The organism is Curtobacterium sp. 260 (genome assembly GCF_030803485.1).
Classification (GTDB): domain Bacteria; phylum Actinomycetota; class Actinomycetes; order Actinomycetales; family Microbacteriaceae; genus Curtobacterium.
Genome location: NZ_JAURUY010000022.1, coordinates 1 through 17,907, shown reverse-complemented (window position 1 = coordinate 17,907; position 17,907 = coordinate 1). Strand labels below are relative to the sequence as shown.

Sequence of the window (17,907 nt, the reverse complement as noted above, 5' to 3'; positions counted from 1 at the left end):
ACGGACTGGAGGCCCGTGGCGACACCGCCACGGGCCTCCAGTCCGTCGTCTGTCCGCGCGGATAGTGTGGGGACCTGCCCCACGAAAGGAGCGCCCGTGAGCCTGCTGAGCAGCATCACGTCGCCGCGCGACCTCAGGCGTCTGTCCGACGCACAGATGACCGAGCTCGCCGCCGAGATCCGACGGTTCCTCGTCGCCGAGGTCGCGAAGACCGGCGGGCACCTCGGACCGAACCTCGGGGTCGTCGAGCTCACGCTCGCGATGCACCGCGTGTTCGACTCGCCGCACGACCCGTTCGTCTTCGACACGGGGCACCAGTCCTACGTGCACAAGCTCGTCACCGGGCGGCAGGACTTCTCGAAGCTGCGCGAGCGCGGCGGGCTGGCCGGCTACCCGCAGCGGAGCGAGTCGGAGCACGACATCGTCGAGTCCTCGCACGCGTCCTCGTCGCTGTCCTGGGCTGACGGGATCTCCCGCGCCTTCCGGCAGACCGGGCAGGACGACCGCACCGTCGTGGCGGTCGTCGGCGACGGCGCCCTCACCGGCGGGATGACGTGGGAGGCGCTCAACAACATCTCGGACGGCAACGACCGCCGCCTGGTGATCGTGGTCAACGACAACGGTCGGTCCTACGCGCCGACGATCGGGGGCATGGCGCGCTTCCTCAGCTCGGTGCGCACCCGCCGTGAGTACCGGGCGCTGTTCGAGAAGTCGCAGGCCGTCGCCTCGCGGTTCGGTGCGCCGGGTCGTGCGTTCTACCGGGGGGTCCGTGGCGGACTCCACGGATTCCTGGCGCGGTTCACCAACAACGAGGCGCTCTACTCGAACCTCGACATCAAGTACATCGGGCCGGTCAACGGTCACGACCAGCGGGCCGTCGAGGCGGCGCTCCGGCAGGCGAAGGCCTACGGCGCGCCGACCATCGTGCACGCCATCACGGAGAAGGGCCACGGCTTCGAGCCGGCGCTCCGCGACCAGGCGGACCAGTTCCACGCCGTCGGGCACATCGACCCCGAGACGGGGGAGTCGCTCGACGTGTCGTCCGGGCCCTCGTGGACGTCGGTGTTCGCCTCGGAGCTGGCGTCGGTCGGTGCGGCCGACGAGCGGATCGTGGCGATCACCGCGGCCATGCTGCGACCGACCGGGCTCCACCGCTTCCAGGAGCAGCACCCCGACCGGGTGATCGACGTCGGCATCGCGGAGCAGCACGCCGTGACGACCGCGGCGGGGCTCGCCTACGGCGGGCTGCACCCCGTCGTGGCGCTCTACGCGACCTTCCTCAACCGGGCGTTCGACCAGGTGCTCATGGACGTCGCCCTGCACCGGGCCGGTGTGACGTTCGTCCTCGACCGCGCGGGCATCACCGGCCCGGACGGGCCGTCGCACCACGGGATGTGGGACCTCGCCCTGCTGCAGGTCGTGCCCGGGATCCGCATCGCCGCACCGCGCGATGCCGCGACGCTGCGCGAGGAGTTCCGCGAGGCCGTCGCCGTGGACGACGCCCCGACGGTGCTGCGCTGGTCGAAGGGATCTGTCGGACCGGACGTCCCGGCGCTCCGTCGGCTGCACGACGGCGTGGACGTCCTGCGGGACCCGTCCGAGGGGCAGGAACCCGACGTCCTGTTCGTCGCCGTCGGCTCGATGGTGCCGGTCGCCCTCGAAGCCGCCGGGCTGCTCGAATCGCAGGGCATCGGCGTCACGGTCGTCGACCCCCGGTGGGTCGTGCCGATCCCGACCTCGCTCATCGACCTCTCGCGCGACCACCGGCTCGTCATCACGATCGAGGACGGCGTCCGCGTCGGTGGAGTCGGGACCCGGCTGCGGCAGGACCTGCGTGCCGCCGGGGTCGACACCGGGGTGAACGAGCTCGGGCTGCCGGACGAGTTCATCGACCACGCCTCGCGGTCGCAGATCCTGTCGGACGTGGGGCTCACGGCGCAGGCGATCGCGCGGGACGTCATCGACCAGGTGGTCGGCACGAAGCTGCCCCAGGCGAAGCCGGCGCGGACGCGGGAGTCGGCCGACCACTGAGGCTGGTGCGGCGCCGTCGCGATTCGCGGCACCGTTTGTCCTGCCGGCGCGTGGTTCGGCGTGCCACAGCACAACCGGAAGCACCTCGCGCCACGGGTTCCCGTGGCGCGAGGTGCTTCCGGTTGTGCGGAGTGGTCCGAGTCGGCTAGCGCGAGGCGGGGCCGACGATCGCCGGGGTGTGGAACGTCGCGCCGAAGACGCGCTCCGAGGCGCCGGAACGGTCGAGGTAGGGGCTGATGCCACCGGCCTGGAACGGGTAGCCGGCGCCGAGGATCAGACCGAGGTCGATCTCCTCGACGTGCTCGACGACGTGGTCCTCGAGCATCCGGTGGACCTCGTCCGCCAGGGCGTCCTCGAACCGCTGCTGCATCGTCGCCGCGTCGACCGGCTTCGCGTCCTTCTTCGACGGTGCGACGAGCTTCACGGCGGCGGGGTCGTACCCGGTGACGGTGCCCTTCTTGTCGCGGGTCAGGATCGTGCCGTGCTCCGCGATCCGCTTCAGGCCGTCACCGGGGTAGAAGCGCTCCGGCCACGCCGCGTGGTGCGAGTCGAGCACGTGCGCACCGACGGGCAGGCCGACGAGCTCGAGCAGCTCGAACGGCGACATCGGCAGGCCGAGCGGCGCAGCACCCTGGGCGACGGTCTCGAAGGGCGTGCCCTCCTCGACGCCCCGCATCGCCTCGCCGAGCACCCGAGCGAGCACGCGGTTGACGACGAAGCCCGGCTGGTCGGCGGTGATGATCGCGGTCTTCTTGAGGGTCTTCGCGACCGCGAGTGCGGTGACGAGCGCTTCGTCCGAGGTCTTGTCGGCCCGCACCACCTCGAGCAGCGGCATCACGGCCACCGGGTTGAAGAAGTGGAAGCCGACGAGGCGCTCCGGGTGCTCGAGCACCGACGCCATCTCGTCGACCGACAACGACGAGGTGTTCGTCGCCAGGATCGCGTCGGGCGCGATGACCTGCTCGATCTTCCGGAAGACGTCCTGCTTGACCGACATCTCCTCGAAGACGGCCTCGATCACCCAGTCGGCGTCGGCGAACGCGTCGTACGACACCGACCCGCTGACGAGCGCCGTGATGCGGTTCGCGTCGTCGGGGGAGATGCGGCCCTTCTCGCGGAGCTTCTCGACCTCACCGGCGATGCGCGCGACCCCGGCGTCCACGCGGGCCTGGTCGACGTCGGTGATGACGACCGGGACGCCGAGACGGCGGGCGAACAGCAGCGCGAACTGCGACGCCATCAGCCCGGCGCCGAGGACGCCGACCTTCGTGATCTTCTTCGCCTCGACGCCCTCGGGAGCGCCGACGGGCTTCTTCGCGCGCTTCTGCACGAGGTCGAACGCGTACATCGACGCGGCGAACTGGTCCCCGGCGAGCAGGTCGGCGAGGGCGTCGTCCTCGTCGGCGAAGCGGTCGTCGAGCGAGCCCGACTTCGCTGCGGCGACGAGGTCGAGCGCACGGAAGGGCGACTTCGGGACGGTGCCGATCTTCGAGGCCACCTGCTGTCGCGCCACCTTGACCACGGTGCCCCAGGCGGCCTTCTCGAGCATGCCGGGTTCGTTCGCGCGCTTGACCTTCGTGCGGCCGCTGACGACCCCGTCGGCCCACGCGACCGCGGACGGCAGGAAGGTCACGGAGGGGATGAGCGCGTCGCCGATGCCGAGCTCGACGGCGGCCTTGCCGTCCATGAGCCGGTTGTTCTTGAGCGGGTTCTCCACGATGACGCGGAGCGCCTTCTCGGGACCGATCAGGCGGGGGAGCAGCGTGGCCCCACCCCAGCCGGGGACGATGCCGAGGAAGACCTCGGGCAGCCCGATGCCCTGCGCCGCCGAGGAGAACACGCGGTAGGTGCAGTGCAGGGCGATCTCGAGCCCACCACCGAGCGCGATGCCGTTCACGAAGGCGAACGACGGCACACCGAGGTCGGAGAGCTTGCGGAGCGTCGCGTGCCCGAGGGCGCCGAGCTCATGAGCGACCTCGCGCGAGGGGAGCGCTGCCGCCTGCGACAGGTCGGCACCGGCGGCGAAGCAGTACTCCTTGCCGGTGATCGCGACCGCCTGGATGCTCCCGGCGGAGGCCGCTGCGCGCAGCGTGTCGAGCACGTCGGACAGCTCGCGCATGGTGCGCGGGCCGAGGGTCGACGGGCGCTTGTAGTCCTTGCCGTTGTCGAGCGTGACGAGGGCGAGCGTGCCACCGGACGGCAGCGGCACGTGCTTGACGTACGAGTGGGTGACGACCTCGTCGGCGCTGAGCTCGGTCAGCTGGTCGATCGGGGTGGTGGTCATCGTCAGGCCGCCTTCCGTGCCGCGCTCTTGCTGAAGTTCGGGTTCTCCCAGATGACGGTGCCGCCCTGGCCGAGGCCGATGCACATCGTCGTGATGCCGTACCGGACGTCCGGCCGCTCGGCGAACTGGGCCGCGAGCTGGTTCATGAGCCGGACGCCGCTCGACGCGAGCGGGTGCCCGACGGCGATCGCGCCGCCCCAGGCGTTGACGTTCGCGGAGTCCTGGGCGATGCCGTAGTTGTCGAGGAAGGCGAGCACCTGGACGGCGAACGCCTCGTTGATCTCGAAGAGCCCGATGTCGTCGATCGTCAGCCCTGCCTTGCGGAGCGCCTTGTCGGTCGCGGGGACGGGCCCGACGCCCATCACCTCGGGCTCGACGCCCGCGAAGGCGAACGAGACCATGCGCATCTTCGTCGGCAGGCCGTGCTGCTTCGCGCCGTCCTCGGAGGCGAGGAGGCTCATGGTGGCGCCGTCGTTGAGACCGGCCGCGTTGCCGGCGGTGACCCGTCCGTGGGGCCGGAACGGTGTGCGCAGCGCAGCCAGGGCCTCCAGGGTGGTGCCGGGACGCGGCGGCTCGTCCGCCGTGACGATGTCCCAGCCCTCGCCGGTGTTCACCTCGACCGGGACCACGTCGGGCTGCAGCTTGCCGGCCGCCCACGCGGCGGCGTAGCGCTGCTGCGACTGGACGGCGAAGGCGTCCGTGCGGTCCTTCGTGATGGCGGGGAAGCGGTCGTGCAGCCGCTCGGCGGTGCTGCCCATGACCAGCGCGTCGGTCGCGACCATGCGCTCCGCGACGAAGCGCGGGTTCACGTCGGCGCCGAAGCCCATCGGGTGGCGGCCCATGTGCTCGACCCCGCCGGCGATGGCGACGTCGGCAGCGCCGAAGGCGATCGCGCCGGCGAGCGTGGTGACGCTCGTCATCGCACCGGCGCACATGCGGTCGATGGCGTAGCCCGGGACCGACTTCGGCAGCCCGGCGAGCATGCCGACGGTGCGGCCGAGGGTCAGGCCCTGGTCGCCCTGCTGGGTGGTGGCGGCCACGGCGACGTCGTCGACCGCCGCGCCGTCGAGCTGGCTGTTCCGGTCGAGCAGACCGCGCATCGCGTGGACCGCGAGGTCGTCGGCGCGGGTCTTCCAGAACACCCCCTTCTCACCGGCTCGTCCGAACGGTGTGCGCACACCGTCCACGAACACGACGTCTGCTGCTCTGGCCAATCCGGGCCTCCAGATCCTCTTCGATCGAGTCGGGGCACGTTCCGCCCCGACCGGCCGGGCCGAGCCCGGCGACGGTACCGACGCTATGCCCGCCGCCTGGGCGAGCGCATGCCGGTTGGGGTGTTCCTACGAGCCGGTGTTGCTCTCGGCAGCAGGCTGCTGTGCGGCGTCGACAAAGGCGTGCGCGATGATCGACGCCGTCTCCTCGACCTGCCACGGGCGGGCGTCGTGCCCGGCAAGGGCGGCTCCGACGGTCTCGGTCGCGATCGGTGTCGGCGGTTCCCAGGACACCACCCGGAGGGTCTCCGGGGTGAGCAGGTTCTCGACGGGGACGTCGAGCTCCTCGGCACGCGCGACGACGGCGGCGCGAGCGGCCTTGTAGCGGCGGTCGGCCTCGGGGTTGCGGTCCGCCCACGCGCGGGGCGGCGGGAGCGTGGCCTCGCCGGTGCCGCGGAGCTTCGGCAGGTCCTCGGTCGTGCGCCCCTCCTCGACGGCGGCCCACCAGCGGTCGAGTTCCGACCGGCTCGCTCGGCCGGTGAAGGCCTTCACGGCACTCAGCTCGGCCTTCGAGGTCGGGTTCGCCGCCGCTGCGGCGACGATGGCCGAGTCGGGCACGATGCGACCCGGGGCGGTGTCGACCTGGCGGGCGTAGGCGTCGCGTGCGGTCCAGAGCGACCGGGCGATCGCGAGGGCCCGGGCGCCGCGGAGCGCGTGCATGCCGGACAGGCGACGCCACGGCTCGGCCTTCGGGGGCTTCGGGGCGCGGGTCAGGACGGCGGCGAACTCCTCGGCGGCGATCCGCGACTTGCCGGCGGCGTCGAGCACCGCGGCGAGGGCGTCGCGCAGGTCAGGGAGCAGCTCGACGTCGAGCGCGGCGTAGACGAGCCAGGCCTGGGGGAGCGGACGCGTCGACCAGTCGGCGGCGGAGTGGGCCTTGGCGAGCGTGATGCCGAGGAGCTGCTCGACCACCGCGCCGAGACCGACGCGGGGGAACCCGGCGATGCGGGCTCCGAGCTCGGTGTCGAAGATGCGGGTCGGGACGAGGCCGACCTCCTGCAGGCAGGGCAGGTCCTGCGAGGCGGCGTGGAACAGCCACTCCTCGTCGACGATCGCGGCCTGCAGTTCCGCGAAGTCACCGATCGCGATCGGGTCGAAAAGGAAGGCGCCCGCACCGCGGCGGAAGACCTGGATGAGGTAGGCGCGCTGCGAGTACCGGTAGCCGCTCGCACGCTCCGCGTCGACCGCGACCGGGCCGTGTCCGGCGGCGATCGCGTCGACCGCCTGCAGGTACTCGTCGCGGTCCTCGATCACGCGCACGGTGGCGTGCGCGTCCTCGAACGCGGGGTCGGCCGAGGCGCCCGACACGGCGTCGCGGGCCTGGCTGGCGGGGTCGGTCACTTCGTGGTCCTCCTCGGGGCCAGCAGGGTCACGCCGTCGGACGCCGGAGGGAGCCCCGCGAGCATCGCGACGATCTCCTCCCAGGCCTCGACGTGCGCGGTCAGGTCCTCGTCGCGGGGCGTCCACGAGGCCCGGAGCTCGAGCTGTGCGCCGTCGCCCTGGGCCGCGAGGTCGCCGTAGCCGCGCGAGATGATCTTGGTCGCCGTGCCCGACGCCCGGTCGTACGTCGCACCGTGGGCAGCGAGCGCGTCGACGAGCCAGCTCCACGTCACGTCGGCGACGAACTCGTCGACGCCGATCTCCGGTTCGAGCGGTGCCTGGGCGAAGGTCACGACGCGGAACGCGCCACCCCAGCCCTCCGGTTCTGCAGGGTCGTACAGGGCGATGAAGCGGCCGGTCCCGAGGTCGGAGTCGATGCCGTGCACGGCGCCCGACACGTCCGCCGCGAGGGCGATCGAGTGCGGTGCGATGCGTGACGGCGAGGGGATCTCGGTGACGGTCGTCTCGGTGCGGGTCCGGCCCGGTGCGACGAACGCGCGCAGGCGTTCGAAGGCCTCGGGCTCTCGGGATTCGGACACGCTTGCAGACTAGGCTCCGGACCATGTCCCGATCAGCGCGACCCGCCGAGGACGTGGCCCAGGAGACCGTACGATCGGCCGGGGTCGTCGCGCTCGGCGCGGGCATCGCGGCCGCTGCGGTCACCACCGCGGTCGTCGGCGGCTTCGTCGCCGCCGTCGCCCGAGCGGTCGTCACGCCCGACCGGAAGCGCGTCGAGCGTGTCCCGATCCACGCGGTCGACACCGGTCGGATGACCGTGACGCTCGAACGGACCGCCGACACCGAGCTGCAGGGGCGCTACAGCCTGTGGTTCGGCGGCGGTACCGGGCACTTGCGCGTCGGTGAGGTGCTCGGCACCACCGACACCACGGTCACGCGTCGCATCATCGCGATCGACGCCGGCGACCCGACCGCGGCTCGGCGCGGGCGCTGGGGCGGGTGGTTCTACCTCACGCCAGGCGAGCTCGACGTGCCCGTCGAGGACGTCGACATCCCGACACCGAACGGCGCCGCGCCGGCGTGGGTCGTCCGCGCCGACGACCCCGACGCGCCCTGGGCCGTGCTCGTGCACGGTCGCGGGGTCACCCGCGCCGAGACGATCCGCGCCGTCCCGGTCTTCCGCGCCGCCGGCTACTCGGTCGTCCTCGCCTCGTGGCGGAACGACGGCGTCGCCCCGCGCAGCGAGGACGGACGCTACGGCCTCGGCAGCACCGAGTGGGAGGACGTCGACGGCGTGCTCCGCTGGCTCACCGCGCAGCAGGCCCGGAGCGTCGTGCTCATGGGATGGTCGATGGGCGGTGCGGTCGTCCTGCAGACCCTCGTGCGGTCGCGGTTCGCCGGGCTCGTCGACGGGATCGTGCTCGAGTCGCCGGTCGTCGACTGGCACGCGGTGCTCAAGTCGCAGAGCCGGGTCCTCAAGCTGCCGCGCCCGGTGCGCAAGGTCGCCCAACGCATCCTCCGCACGCCCGTGCTGCACCACGTCGCTGGGCTGCACCACCCGGTGGACCTCCGGGAACTCGACATGGTCGCCCGAGCTGACGAGCTCGACGTGCCGATCCTCATCCTGCACAGCGACGACGACGGGTTCGTGCCGTCGTCGGCGTCGCACGAGCTGGCGCGGGTGCGGCCGGACATCGTCCGGCTCGAGGTGCAGACGACGGCGCGGCACACGAAGCTCTGGAACCACGACGCGGACTGGTTCGACGCGCGGATCCTCGCGTGGCTCACCGAGGTGGTGCAGCCGACGGACGCGACCAGCGCGCGGTAGACGCGAACGATGGTCGGACGGGAGGCACGGTGCCAGCTGGCACCGTGCCTCCAGGCCGTCCTGGGTCAGGGTCGGTCGTCGTCCTGGTCGTGCCGCAGACGTCGCGCGATCGTCGTCGCGAGGACCGCGGTGCGGTCCGGTGTGAACGCGACGGTCGCGACCACTCCGGGAGCGTCGAGAGCGCAGAAGGGGAGGTCGTCAGCGTCGAAGCGTGCCACTGCGGCGACGAAGGACTCGAGGTCGAGGACCGTGAACCCCCGCTCGGCGGGCAGACCGTACTTGGTCGCGAACGTCTCCGCGGTCGTTCGAGCGCCCTGCTCGAAGAGTCTGATGCGGTCGTCGGGCGCGAGGAGTCGGACGAGTTCGAGGGCCCGGTCCGCGCCGGGTGCCGCGGTCGCGGCGAGCAGCGTCGCGAGTTCAGCGGCGCTGATGGTCTCGACCCCGGCGGTACGGTCAGTGACCGTAGCGGACAGGAACGCGCCGTCCGACGCCCGGAGCAGGACCGTGAGGACCTCGTCACCGAGGTCGACCTACCGGACCAGCACCGGGTCGTGCCCGAGCTCGTCGAGGGGCGTCACGAGGGCATCGTCGCGGGGCGTCCCCGCTCGTCTGCTCCGGCGGAGTGCGCGGGCGATCGCGGCGGCAGGGGCGTCGTACCCGAGCACGTCCGCGTCGTCCGGCACGGCGTCCAGGATCTCGTGGGCTCGGGTGGGGACGTCGAGGCGTCTGGGGAGGGTCAGGCGGAGCAGTGGCACGCTCGTGCCGGAGGTCGTCACGTCATGCCTCCACGAGGATGCGGGGAGCAGCCGGAGCGTGTCGGCTGTGGCCGTGCCGACTACCGGACACCGTGACCTCCGTCGCCCTCGTCCGCGGCGCGGATGAGCTGGTCCGGCCGGGGGAGTTCGGCCGGCATCTCCGTCGTGAACCACGGGAGCTCGAAGGAGTCGATCCGGCCGTCGAGCATCCACACGAGGACTTCACCCGCGAGCGGTGCCTCGTCCGTGCGGTAGGCCAGCGATCCCGGCAGACGACCGTCGGGCAAGTCGGCTCGGGGTGTCTCCGCGAGCACGACGTCCCAGATCCTCGGAGCTGTCTCCTGGACGGCTCGCACCACCTCGGCCTGCTGTCGGAGTTCCGCCGCTCCCGGCGCGGGGAGCGTGTCGAGGAACGCGAGCAGGAGCGACTGGACGCGGTACGCGGCGAGGTCAGCGTCTCGAGTGCCTATCGAGGGTACCGTGACCTCCGGACCGAACAGCCGCTCGAACGCTTCCGAGACGCCGATGACCGAGGGATCCAGGACCACGGAGGCCGCGCCGCTGTGGAAGAAGTCGATGCGGAGGACCGCCCGGGCCGGGTCAGCCGCGGCGCCGAACGGGACGCCGAAGAACTCGCCGTCGATCAGCTGGTCGTTGTCACGGACGAGCGTCAGCATCTCGTCGTGTGAGAACCACAGGCCAGGTGGCGGTGCTGCTCTGAGACGACGGTCCCACTCGTGCACGTTCACCGTCGATCCCGAGCGCACGACGATGTCGAGATCGGTGACGAGCCACCGGAGCGGTGGGACGGTCAGCGATGTGAAGACGTCGTGGAACGCGGGGAGCAGGTGTTCGTCCGACGGCCGTGTTCGGAAGGACAGAAGGCCGCTTTCGGTCTCTGGGTGGTGAAGCCAGATGGCAGGGCCCCCGCCCGGCATGATGATGATCCTGGTCGGGGGCGTCTCCGGTCCGATGTAGTGCCACGACTCGAACTCGGGGTGCGGTCCGGCGGTCAGACGCGAGCCGTCGGAGAACGTCATCGACAGCGTCGAGCCCGTGGCGTGCGCCTCGGTGACCACGAGCGTGTGCAGGCGGAGAGCCGGCACCAGCCCCGACTTGTCGCCCTCCGGATCGATCATCGTTGCGGTGTCCGGTGACCCACCAAGGGAGAACGGACACTCGAGGATGACGGTGGCGCCGTTCGAGAGCAGGAGTCGGAGCGAGTAGTCGACCCAGATGGCGTCGATCGTCTCTCCGACGAGGAGCAGGGGGACGTCCTCGATGGCCAGTTCGCTCATCGTTCGCTCTTCCGCGGGCGGTCCGGATTCGTGCGTGCTCGCTCAGAAGGTTGAGCGGCCAGCTCGTGCATCCGCGCGTCCGCCTCAGTCTTGTCGATCTCACCCCAGGCGATGCTCGCAGGCATGTCATGGGCAGGCTGGTCGACGTCAGGCAGACAGATCTGCACGAAGTGCGGGAAGGCGGGGAACGTCCAGAGGTCTTCGTCCTCGAACCGACTCCACAGCAACAACTCGCTGATGCCGAGCGGGTGACCGAGCTCCTGACCGTTGACGGGTGGCTCGCAGCTGACCATCAGCGCATGACGACCGTTCGGGAGCTCGACCGGTCGTTCGACCTCGCACCGGAAGACGGACGAGAACCGCAGGCTGTCCATGGACGAGAGGAAGAACACTTCTTGCATGTCAGAACTCCGGTCTGATGCCGAGATACACGATCAATCGAACAGCTTCGCCGACGCGATCCCCGGTCGGTGCCGAACTTCTTCGAAAGCCGGAAGCCAGCGACGGATGCCGTGATGTGCCTGGATGGCTTTCTCCAAGATCAGCGGCGAGTCGATCGCGCGACGGGGAATCTCCTTCGACTCGGAATCTGTCGCATGCCGAACCTCGGAGCCGCTGAAATTCGTGATCTTGACGCCATCGAGTTCGGCAGCCCCGTAGGTGAAGGCAGGCAGATACCGCTCAGAGTCGGCGGCAGCGTGTCCGATCATCTCCCACATTCCTGGTCGAAATCGGGAGTCGAAGATCAGCCGGGAAAACAGCGGTTCCGACCCCGTCAGATCGTCGAGTCTGAGCGACGGGTCCTCGTCAGCTCCGAAGATTCGGTCGAGGATGATGACGTAGAGAGCAGATATGTACTCGCTTACGACCTGGCCGGCCGAGCGGCGCTGGTCGTCGACGGGAATCGTGAACACTTCGCCGATGGACACGTCGGAGACGCTCCTCGCATTGTTCAACATCAAGCGACCGATGCTGTGGTGAGCCTTGAAAGCCCTCTCCAGTACCATTGGCGAGGCGATCGCGAGACGTTGACGCTGGCCCCGGTGCAAGCCGAACTCAGTCCGGGAAGAGTTCCGACGATGATGGCATCGGCACCCAGCGCACCTTCTCGAGAGCGGGATTTCTGGGTGCCACACCGGCAGCCATCATCAGGAACTTCTCGATGAGCATGGGCGATCGCGTCGTTCTCGGAGGGATGGTAGCGGCTTCTTCGGCGGTCGCCGCGCGGGTCCTCGTCTCATCGAAGCTCGTAAGTCGGACGCCCCCGGTTTCTGGCAGCCCCCAGGTGGAAGCGGGCAGATACCGCCGATTGTCGGTCTGCGCCTGGGTGACCACTTCCCACATTCCCGGCCGGAATCGCGCGTCGTGGGTCCAACTGGCCACGATCGGCGGGTGCATCAGCGCGGCGAGCGCATCGGGGATCGCGACCGGATGCCGAACGAGGTGGTCGAAGACAACGACGAAGACCGCACCCTCGCCGACATGCAGAACTTGACCGACATAGGCGCGATCGTCGTCAATCTTCACACTGAAGACGTCGCTCACCCTGACCTCCAGGACGTCCTTCGAAGCACTCAATACGGATCCCCTCCTGCTGCTTGGTAGCGCGCCTCGCGCATCTGGTGTCGTTTGTTCTCAAGCAACCCATCAGGATTGCCCTTGTTGGTCGGACCGCCGAGGCGTCGAATGTGGTACTCCTCGAGTCTGTCGAGGTGCTGACCAGGCGTACCGCGGTCGATCACTCGGTACTCGTAGATCGCATCCGGATTCGCCCGAGCGTGTTCGCGTTGACGTTCCTCGAAGCGCCCCAAGTCCTTGGCCTGACCGACGTAAGGCTTCTGACCGCCGAGCCCATCCTCTCGCAGGTAGATGACACCTTGATGTGGGACAGGTGCTTCGTCGCCGAGCTTGTTCACCGCCGACGGCAGGTGCACCTTCGACATCGTGCCGCCGGTCGCGACCGACGTCGCGGCACCCTCGGCAGCGGAACCCAGGAGCTTGCCCGGCGTGAGCGGCTGACCGCTGACGACCGTGTTCGCCAAGTTCTCGACCGCGCCCTCGACGGCGTTCCCGACGAGGTGCTTGCCCACCGCAGCCCCGAGGCCACCCCCGACCAAACCGAACGCCCCGCTCACGGCGACCTGCCCCCAGTTCACCTCGCCGGTCGTCGCCTTCTGGATGATCGTGTCAGCGCCGGCACCGATCAGCATCCCGCCCAGCGGGCCGCCGACGCCGGTGAGCATGAGCGCACCACCCGCGACGACCATCGCCCCGCCCGCCACGTACTCCCAGTTGTCCTTGAACCAGTCACCGGTCGCCGCTGCCGCCCGCGCGAGTGGCCCCTGCTCAGCGGCGGCGTACGCCTCGAGCTCGGCGTCGGTGATCGGCGCGAGGCCGAGTGGGTCGACCGCGTGGAGCGGGTCGTTGCCGGCGAACGAGTACGGGTTCGCGCCCCAGGCGACCCCCGCCGGCGCGGTGATCGGGTCGGTCGAGAGGAAACCGCGGGTTGCGGGGTCGTAGGCGCGTGCGCCCATCCACTCGAGTCCGGCCACCACCGGCGTCCCGTCCGCGCTGAACGAGAGTGCGCCCTCGCGATCGCCGGAGGCCGCGGCGAGGAGCTGCCACGGATCGGCCTCGGGCGTGCTGCGGGCCGTCCGCCAGCCCGTCGCTCCGGTACCCTCCGGGCCACCGAGCAGTCCGACCGGCGTGTGGAGCACGGGGGAGTCGTCGACGGCAAGCAGGGTGGGAACGGCGGCAGCGGCGTCCCAGTCGAGTCGGACGCCGTCGACGTCGACGAGGTCGCCGAGTGCATCCACGTGGGTCGACGTGCTCGACGAACTCGAGGCGATCAGTCGGAGCCACCCCCGCCCGTCCCACGAGTACCGGGTCGCGGTACCGTCCGGGGCGGTGCTCCGCACGCGCTGGCCGCGCGCATCGTACTCGTGCGAGGTCCGCCCTTCGGGTCCGGTCACCGCGACGAGCTCGCCCGCATCGTCGTACTCGAACGTGCGGGTGCCACCTCCGGTGCGTTCGACGACGAGTCGGCCGGCGGCGTCGTAGGACCACGTGGTCTCGACACCGTCGGTGGCGGCACGGACGAGCTGCATCGCTGCGTCGTGCTCGTAGACCGTCGTCGTGCCCGGTCGCTCGATCCGGACGAGCCGACCGTCTCGATCGCGGGTCAACCGTGTCGTCGATGTCGTGTCCGCGTCGGAGCGGGTGTGCCCGACGACGAAGCCGTGATCGTGGGACCAGGAGTCGCTCGTCCCTGCCGTGCGCACCGCCGTGGGTCGACCGGCGCCGTCGTACTCGTGGTGGACGTCGCCGAACGCGGTGTGCTCGACGGTGCCCTTCCGACCCGCGGGATCACGCTCGGTGCGCGTCACGGAACCGTCCGGCGCGTGCACCGACGTCCGGAGGCCGTCCGGGTCGTACGTCCACCGCGTCTCTCGACCGTCGGTCACACGGCGGACGAGGAGACCCCGACGGTCGTACTCCAGCAGGTGGGCACTGGTGGCGTCCGGCCGGGTGTGGTCGGAGATGGTCACGGTTCGCGAGCGCGGGTCGCGCTCGATGCGAGCGGCCAGCGCGTCGTCCACGTACTGGGCCGTCTCTCGGCCGGCTGCGTCGTACTCCCACCGGAGCAGGGTGCCATCAGGCTCCGTCTGGGAGACCTGGCGACCGGCAGCGTCGTACGTCGCGCTCGTCGTCCGGCCGAGGGGATCCGTCGAGCTGGCGACCTTGTCGAGCTCGGTGTAGGTCCGCGTCGTGACTGCTCCGAGCGGATCGGTGGTGCGGACGAGCCGCCCGCGACCGTCGTACTCGTAGCGCGTCACCCCGCCGAGGCCGTTGGTCGCCGCGACCAGCTGCCCCGCAGCGTCGTACCGGAACGAGCGGCGACCGAACCGCGGGTCACGTGCCTCGACCACGCGCCCCGCCCGGTCGTAGCGGTACCGGATGATCCCGAGGGCCGGCACGTCGACGGAGGTGACCCGACCGACTGCGTCGTACTCGGTGCGCTCGACGTCGCCGTTCGCATCCGTGCGCTCGACGACCCGTCCGTCGGCGTCGTAGCGGAGTGACGTCCGACCGCCGAGCGGATCCGTGGCCGTCACCGGTCGTCCGCACCGGTCGTAGGTGTACGTCGTCGTCCGACCAGCGGGTGTGGTGACGGCGACGACGCGACCCGCGGAATCGCGCTCGAAGCGGGTCAGCCCGCCCTCCCCGTCGAGCGACTCGACGATCCGACCAGCCGCGTCGCGCACGGTCACGATGGCGGACCCGTCGCTCTGCAGGACGCTGACCGGCCGACCCAGCGCATCGGTGCGGACGCTGACGTCCTCGAATGCGGAACTCACGACCGTGGTGCCGTCGGCGCGCTTCCGGTCGGCCGCGGTGCGGACACCGGTCGGGTCCAGGGTCGCGGTGACGGCGCCGATCGCGTCGTACTCACGCGTCCAGGAACCACCAGCGGGGTCGACGACGGTGCGCAGCCGCGAGAGTGCGTCGTGCACGAACCGCCACTCCGCCCCGTCGGGCAGGGTCACCGCGGAGACGTTGCCGAGCTCGTCGAACCGCTTGGTGGTCCGACGTCCGAGCGGGTCGGTGGTCGCGGTGATCTCCCCGTGCGCGCCGTACTCGACGGCTGTCCGGGCTCCCGTCGGATCTGTGCTGGCGATCACGCGCCCGGCATCATCGTGATCGAATCGCCACACACCACCGTCGGGAGCTTCGCGAGCGGTCAGCAGACCTGCCGAGTCGTAGCGGTACGACGTCCGGGCACCGAGCGGGGTGACCGCCTCGACGACGCGTCCCGCTGCGTCGCGGACGAAGCGCGCCGTTCCCCCGTCGGCATCCTCGATCGCGACGAGGTCGCCGTGTTCGTCGTGGTGGAACGTGACGACCACGCCGGTCGGATCCGTGCATCGCGTCAGCTGTCCGGCCCGCCACTCGAGGAGCGTCCGTCCGCCGACCGGATCGGTGATGACCGACGGATCGCGGTCGTCGCCGCGGTACTCGTACTCGACGATCCCGCCGTCGGCGGTGACCACGGTGGTGGTCCGGTCCTGCTCGTCGTGGGCGTACGTCACGTCGGCGCCGTCCGGGGTCACGGTGCGCGTGCGGCGTCCCAGGTCGTCGTACCCGTGCACCGTCACCGACCCGTCCCGCTCGGTGACCGAGACCAGGTGTCCGTGTCGGTCGTAGGACATCGACTGCCGTGCGCCTTCGGCGTCGACGATCCCGACCACGCGACCGTTGCGGTCGGCGATCCAGGTGTTGGCGTTGCCGCCGTCCGTGTCGGAGACGGAGGTCACCCTGCCCTGCAGGTAGGAGAACCGGACGGTCCGCCCGAACGGCGAGCGCTGTTCGACGACACGGCCCCGGTCGTCGTAGGTGTTGATGCATTCGACGACGCCGGTCGCGGCGGTCACCTGGTCGATCAGACCTGCGTCATTCCAGCGGTAGCGTCGCGTACCGACCTCGCCCTCGACCGCCACGAGCCGACGGAGGTCGTCGTACCGGTACTGCAGGACTCGGCCCTCGGCGGAGCGGACGGTTCCCACTCGATCGCCGTCGTACTGCACCTCGACCTGTCGCCCGAGCTCGTGCTGCAGACGGATGATCCGGTCGTGGTCGTCTCGGTGCACATCGACGCGGCTCCCAGCACCTCGGCTACTCGTACGCCACAAGCCAGCAGGTGAGAACGACCACCACCCGCCGCCGTTGTCCTGCACGATCATCGCGCCGTGCTCGGAGGTCAGCCAGAGGTCCTGACCGACACCGCGACCCCAACCGTCGCCGTCGCGCGGGAAGTCGACCTGACGCCCGTCCTCGAGCACGATCGAGGCCAGCTCGTCGCCGAGCTCCAACCGGACGTCGAGCACCGACGACCAACCGACCCCGAACGCCCCGACCCGGGTGTCGAGCGAGTTGTACATCCGGGAGAACCGCAGGGACGCCGCAGCGCCGCCGAAGGTCAGGTCGTCCTCCGGTTCGAGGAAGTTGCCCGTCGCGGTGTTCACCGGATCGTCGGCGAACCCGTTGGTGGGTGGTGTCCCCATGGCGGAGAACGGGCCGATCGTGAAGTCGTCGCGTCCGACCGCAACCCCGGCCGACGCCAGCGCCGCAGCGATCGAGGCGTCCGAGAGCGTCGCCGGTCCGGACCCACCGCCGGCGGCCTCGAACTGCGCGGCCACCGTGTCCGCCCACGAGGCGTCGTGTCCGTTGTCCGTGAGCCAGTCCTGCACCGCCGTCACGAGGGACTGTGCGTGCAGCGTGCCCCAGCACGTGTTGCACCCCGACTCGTAGTCGGCCAGGGCGTTGCGGAACGACGACACCGCGCCGGACGGGGAGTCGTCGGCACCACGGGTGCTCGAGGCGAACGATCGGAGATCGGCCGGCACCGCCGACGACGTGCCCCCGCTGCCGCCACCGCCCGCCGGGATCGTGCGACTGCGGACCGAGACCGCATCGGCCTGGAGCTGGGGCTCCGGCTCGGGTTCCGGGGGCTTCGGGTCGTCCTCGGCGCCGAACCACGTCGACACCTCGTGCGCGGCACCGACGAAGAAGTTCTCCTCGCGCTCGCGCTTCCGAGCCTCCCACGCCTTGGCGTCGGCCCGTCGTCGGTCCTCCTGCTTCGCCGCCTCGCGCAGCTCGTCGACGAAGCCGACCAGGGACGACAGCGCGTCCGAGAGCTTGCTCGCGCTGCGGGAGGCGATGCCGGCGTTGTCGGCGAACACCTGCGAGAAGTACCCGCGGAACTCGCGTCCCGCGCTCGTCACCGCAGCGGCACGCGTCGCAGTCTGTCCGTTGATCGCGGACGCCAGGTTGCGCGCCGCGGTCTTCAGTGCGTCGGCGTCACCGTACGAGTACCCAGTCGGATCGTTGCCGTGGACCTTCGCCATGATGTCTCCCCCCGATGACTCCTCGATCTTGGCACGGCAGGAGGGCGGATGACCAGGAGGGGAGATATCGCGTACGGACAGAGTGACGAACGGGAGGCGGGGGGGGGGGCCGGGCCCCCCCCCCCCCCGCCCCCCCCCCCCCCCCCCCCCACCCCCCCCCCCCCCCCCCCCCCCCCCCCCCCGGGGGGGGGCGGCCC

The 17,907-nt window shown here is 70.8% G+C and carries 13 protein-coding genes; 2 read left to right on the top strand and 11 right to left on the bottom strand.

Features of this window, described 5'->3' with window-relative positions:
* Positions 1–96: 96 nt before the first annotated feature.
* The gene (gene dxs, locus J2X59_RS15655; RefSeq protein ID WP_326497289.1) at positions 97–2,031 is read left to right on the top strand and encodes a 1-deoxy-D-xylulose-5-phosphate synthase; all 1,935 of its coding nucleotides are present in this window, start codon (positions 97–99) and stop codon (positions 2,029–2,031) included.
* 145 nt (positions 2,032–2,176) lie between these two features.
* Here dxs and J2X59_RS15650 read toward each other — a convergent pair whose 3' ends face one another.
* From J2X59_RS15650 to J2X59_RS15635, 4 genes are all read right to left on the bottom strand, one after another.
* On the bottom strand, positions 2,177–4,315 hold the full coding sequence (locus J2X59_RS15650) for a 3-hydroxyacyl-CoA dehydrogenase NAD-binding domain-containing protein (RefSeq protein WP_326497288.1): 2,139 nt from the start codon (positions 4,313–4,315) through the stop codon (positions 2,177–2,179).
* Between the two features lie 2 nt (positions 4,316–4,317).
* On the bottom strand, positions 4,318–5,529 hold the full coding sequence (locus J2X59_RS15645) for a thiolase family protein (protein ID WP_081984825.1): 1,212 nt from the start codon (positions 5,527–5,529) through the stop codon (positions 4,318–4,320).
* Positions 5,530–5,655: 126 nt separating this feature from the next.
* Positions 5,656–6,894: an HRDC domain-containing protein gene (locus tag J2X59_RS15640; RefSeq protein WP_374109574.1), complete on the bottom strand. Its 1,239-nt coding sequence runs from the start codon at positions 6,892–6,894 to the stop codon at positions 5,656–5,658.
* A 29-nt stretch (positions 6,895–6,923) separates the two neighbouring features.
* Positions 6,924–7,505 carry a DUF3000 domain-containing protein gene (locus tag J2X59_RS15635; RefSeq protein WP_066654075.1) on the bottom strand — a complete coding sequence of 194 codons (582 nt, stop codon included), beginning with the start codon at positions 7,503–7,505 and terminating at the stop codon, positions 6,924–6,926.
* 23 nt (positions 7,506–7,528) lie between these two features.
* On the opposite strand from J2X59_RS15635, the gene J2X59_RS15630 reads away from it, so the two are divergent.
* The gene (locus tag J2X59_RS15630; protein WP_326497287.1) at positions 7,529–8,752 is read left to right on the top strand and encodes an alpha/beta hydrolase family protein; all 1,224 of its coding nucleotides are present in this window, start codon (positions 7,529–7,531) and stop codon (positions 8,750–8,752) included.
* 65 nt (positions 8,753–8,817) lie between these two features.
* Here the strand turns inward: J2X59_RS15630 and J2X59_RS15625 are convergent, their stop codons facing one another.
* The 7 genes from J2X59_RS15625 to J2X59_RS15595 form a co-directional block, all read right to left on the bottom strand.
* A complete protein-coding gene (locus J2X59_RS15625; RefSeq protein WP_271826549.1) occupies positions 8,818–8,970 on the bottom strand; it encodes a hypothetical protein in 153 nt (50 codons plus the stop codon).
* A gap of 312 nt (positions 8,971–9,282) precedes the next feature.
* A complete protein-coding gene (locus J2X59_RS15620; RefSeq protein ID WP_251161060.1) occupies positions 9,283–9,528 on the bottom strand; it encodes a hypothetical protein in 246 nt (81 codons plus the stop codon).
* 59 nt (positions 9,529–9,587) lie between these two features.
* Positions 9,588–10,805, bottom strand: coding sequence for a DUF6188 family protein (locus tag J2X59_RS15615; RefSeq protein WP_326497286.1), 1,218 nt, complete (start codon positions 10,803–10,805; stop codon positions 9,588–9,590).
* Positions 10,802–11,206, bottom strand: coding sequence for a hypothetical protein (locus J2X59_RS15610; protein WP_326497285.1), 405 nt, complete (start codon positions 11,204–11,206; stop codon positions 10,802–10,804). The genes J2X59_RS15615 and J2X59_RS15610 overlap by 4 nt, the downstream gene beginning before the upstream one ends.
* Positions 11,207–11,239: 33 nt before the next feature.
* On the bottom strand, positions 11,240–11,734 hold the full coding sequence (locus tag J2X59_RS15605) for an Imm26 family immunity protein (protein ID WP_326497284.1): 495 nt from the start codon (positions 11,732–11,734) through the stop codon (positions 11,240–11,242).
* A gap of 127 nt (positions 11,735–11,861) precedes the next feature.
* Positions 11,862–12,350, bottom strand: coding sequence for an immunity 26/phosphotriesterase HocA family protein (locus J2X59_RS15600; protein ID WP_251161056.1), 489 nt, complete (start codon positions 12,348–12,350; stop codon positions 11,862–11,864).
* Between the two features lie 29 nt (positions 12,351–12,379).
* A complete protein-coding gene (locus tag J2X59_RS15595; protein WP_326497283.1) occupies positions 12,380–17,710 on the bottom strand; it encodes a DUF6531 domain-containing protein in 5,331 nt (1,776 codons plus the stop codon).
* Between the last annotated feature and the right edge of the window lie 197 nt (positions 17,711–17,907).

What these genes read in the sequence shown, in the direction of transcription:
- J2X59_RS15650 (WP_326497288.1), bottom strand. Translation starts at nt 4,315, where the DNA reads ATGACCACCACCCCGATCGACCAGCTGACCGAGCTCAGCGCCGACGAG.
- J2X59_RS15630 (WP_326497287.1), top strand. Translation starts at nt 7,529, where the DNA reads ATGTCCCGATCAGCGCGACCCGCCGAGGACGTGGCCCAGGAGACCGTA.
- J2X59_RS15615 (WP_326497286.1), bottom strand. Translation starts at nt 10,805, where the DNA reads ATGAGCGAACTGGCCATCGAGGACGTCCCCCTGCTCCTCGTCGGAGAG.
- J2X59_RS15610 (WP_326497285.1), bottom strand. Translation starts at nt 11,206, where the DNA reads ATGCAAGAAGTGTTCTTCCTCTCGTCCATGGACAGCCTGCGGTTCTCG.
- J2X59_RS15595 (WP_326497283.1), bottom strand. Translation starts at nt 17,710, where the DNA reads ATGGCGAAGGTCCACGGCAACGATCCGACTGGGTACTCGTACGGTGAC.